The sequence below is a fragment of the Paraburkholderia unamae genome (assembly GCF_003096875.1).
Classification (GTDB): Bacteria; Pseudomonadota; Gammaproteobacteria; order Burkholderiales; family Burkholderiaceae; genus Paraburkholderia; species Paraburkholderia unamae.
In genome coordinates this window covers 1-1,708 of sequence record NZ_QEOB01000066.1, presented here as the reverse complement: position 1 = coordinate 1,708, position 1,708 = coordinate 1, and the positions used below count along the sequence as shown (strand labels likewise).

2 protein-coding genes and 1 pseudogene are annotated in these 1,708 nt (G+C 58.0%); all 3 read right to left on the bottom strand.

The window, feature by feature from the left end:
• Nucleotides 1-277, bottom strand: a pseudogene (locus tag C7402_RS47555) (zinc-ribbon domain-containing protein); the annotation flags it as partial.
• Nucleotides 278-503: 226 nt separating this feature from the next.
• Nucleotides 504-758 carry a PAAR domain-containing protein gene (locus tag C7402_RS46070; protein ID WP_116615301.1) on the bottom strand — a complete coding sequence of 85 codons (255 nt, stop codon included), beginning with the start codon at nucleotides 756-758 and terminating at the stop codon, nucleotides 504-506.
• 308 nt (nucleotides 759-1,066) lie between these two features.
• On the bottom strand, nucleotides 1,067-1,708 hold a 642-nt coding region (locus tag C7402_RS48145), incomplete at its 5' end, for an RHS repeat-associated core domain-containing protein (protein WP_133254683.1).

Here is a 1,708-nt window from a genome sequence, read left to right as displayed (position 1 = left end):
CCTGGGCGCAACGCCATTGCAGCGGCTGCGCCCCGCTGGTGTATGCGGTCGAAAGGCACTGGCCGCTGCGCGCGGCAGCCAGCGCGTGCATGTCGTCCAGCGTGTAAGCTTTTCTCTGCTGCCTCGCGCAGTCGGGACACCACGTACGATGCTTGACCGATGCGGGCGTGGCCTGCCAGCGGTGGCCCTGCGCACACTCCCATTCGAGCGGCGTGGCGCAGCCTGCATAGTGTTGCGAGAGACAGCGCCCGCCGTGCCGTGCTGCGACCGCATGCATAGTTTCCAGCGTATCGCGTTGGCGCACGCGAGAGCAGGTTGGGCACCAGGTACTTTGCTTGACGGCGTCAGGCGTCGCACTCCAGCGATGCCCCTGTACGCACTGCCATTCGAGGTGATCACTCCCGCGTACATAGGTAGCGGACAGGCACAGGCCGCCCCGACTGGCGGCAAGACGGTGCATATCCTCAATGGTTTTCGTCGCGGCCATCTTTCGACTACGGCTCTTACACGGTTGGGCCGCCACCCGCGACCACGAGTGTTGCGCCGCACGACGTACTGCTGCCGTGGTGGGCGATGTTGCGACCGTCAATCGTGCCGAGACCGCCGCTCGTAATGACGGCAGGGCCATGGTCGGGGCAGGTCACCATGTCACCCACGCGGGCGGCGGGGATGCCGCCTATCGTGACGCAGGGGGCGGCGGTTGAGACAGCGCCGCCGTGGGTAGTGGGGGTTCCGAGGGGGGCGGCTGGTGTTGGCATTTCGAATTATCTTGGTGAGCGACGGTTTTAGGGTGATTGGCAATAGACAACAAGTAGCGTACAGATCTTGCCGCCAAGGTAATCGTGAGTCAAACTCTCTACAATTAAATTGCTAGCCCTATACGTTATAGATTTACAAATGAGCACTCACCCAATGCCAAAAATTGAATCAATTATATCTCGCACCCATTGGTAGAAATCCTTCCACTTGAGGCTTTTTTTGGTCCATGCACGCCAAATAAGTCTCCCTGTAAAGAAAAATACAAGTATGAGCGCAATTAGTATCAAGAAAAACTGAATGGCATTCATCAGAATAGCGTCCCGAGCTCTTTCAGGAATTCCCAAGGCTTCTCAACAAAAGACGCCGCTTTGTTCTTATAGAATTGAAACGGGGTGGGTTCTCCAGGGTCGTCAATTTCTGTCCCGAACGGCAGTACACCATAGAGATTTTTCCAACTTGCGTCATCCCATTTCTCCACAGAGGCTTCCGCACATTGTTGACGCGCTCTTTTCCATGCAGATCCGGCCGAGTTGAGATTCCACAACCCCCATGCCCCGACGGCTACTCCCGCTGGCTCACCAACGCCTGTAGCGTCGAGCCCTATTGAGGCTGCGAGTTTCGTCCCGCCAGCGGCGTAGAGTCGGCCCGCGTTGACTGCATTTGCGCTACACACAAGGAGCTTGGTCGGATTCACAAGACCTAACGGATCAAAGCCGGTAACGGGATTGGCGTCAACGTAAGCGACGAGATTTAGTCCTCCACGGAGCCCAATAGGATCTTGATTGACATACCGTCCCGCCTGCGGATCGTAGTACCGGAAGCGGTTATAGTGCAGCCCCGATTCAGCATCGTAATACTGCCCGGGGAAGCGGATCGGGTTGTCGATCTCGCGCTTGAAGTGGCCCCGCGTCTTGCCGTAGGCGCTCAGGTCCGCTGCCCACACGACCTG